Here is a 382-nt window from a genome sequence, read left to right on the forward strand (position 1 = left end):
CCATGCTTTTTTATTTTCTATCGGAGACTGAAGTGGATAGGCGGCTGGATTATTGGGTTGTGATTTCGTCGAAAAAGGCAAAACCGTAACATTCCCATAGAGTTTTGCATTCTTAGAAAGCACTAAAACAGGCCGCTTTTTCCAAAATTCAGGCAATATTGAATCATGAGGAAAATCGCACCAAAAAACTTGCCTAATGCGGGGTGCCGATTTGATTCGTGGTTTTATATGGGGTGGTTTTTTGTAAGGAGCATTTAAATCTCCTACCCGCGCATGCTCCAGCCATGCATCATGATCATGTTCCATCATGATGTGCGGTTCTTCAAGTTGGCATATATCTAAGGGAGTGGGCGACGGAGTTGTAACAGGAGGCGTTGTATTC

1 protein-coding gene is annotated in these 382 nt (G+C 43.2%); it reads right to left on the reverse strand.

Translation table 11 applies throughout. The features are described from left to right. The coding region (locus tag J7R10_RS09625; RefSeq protein ID WP_208436555.1) for a type II toxin-antitoxin system PemK/MazF family toxin at positions 1-382 on the reverse strand (382 nt) is incomplete at both ends.

Source organism: Bartonella vinsonii subsp. berkhoffii ATCC 51672, assembly GCF_902825225.1.
In the GTDB taxonomy this organism is placed as follows: domain Bacteria; phylum Pseudomonadota; class Alphaproteobacteria; order Rhizobiales; family Rhizobiaceae; genus Bartonella; species Bartonella berkhoffii.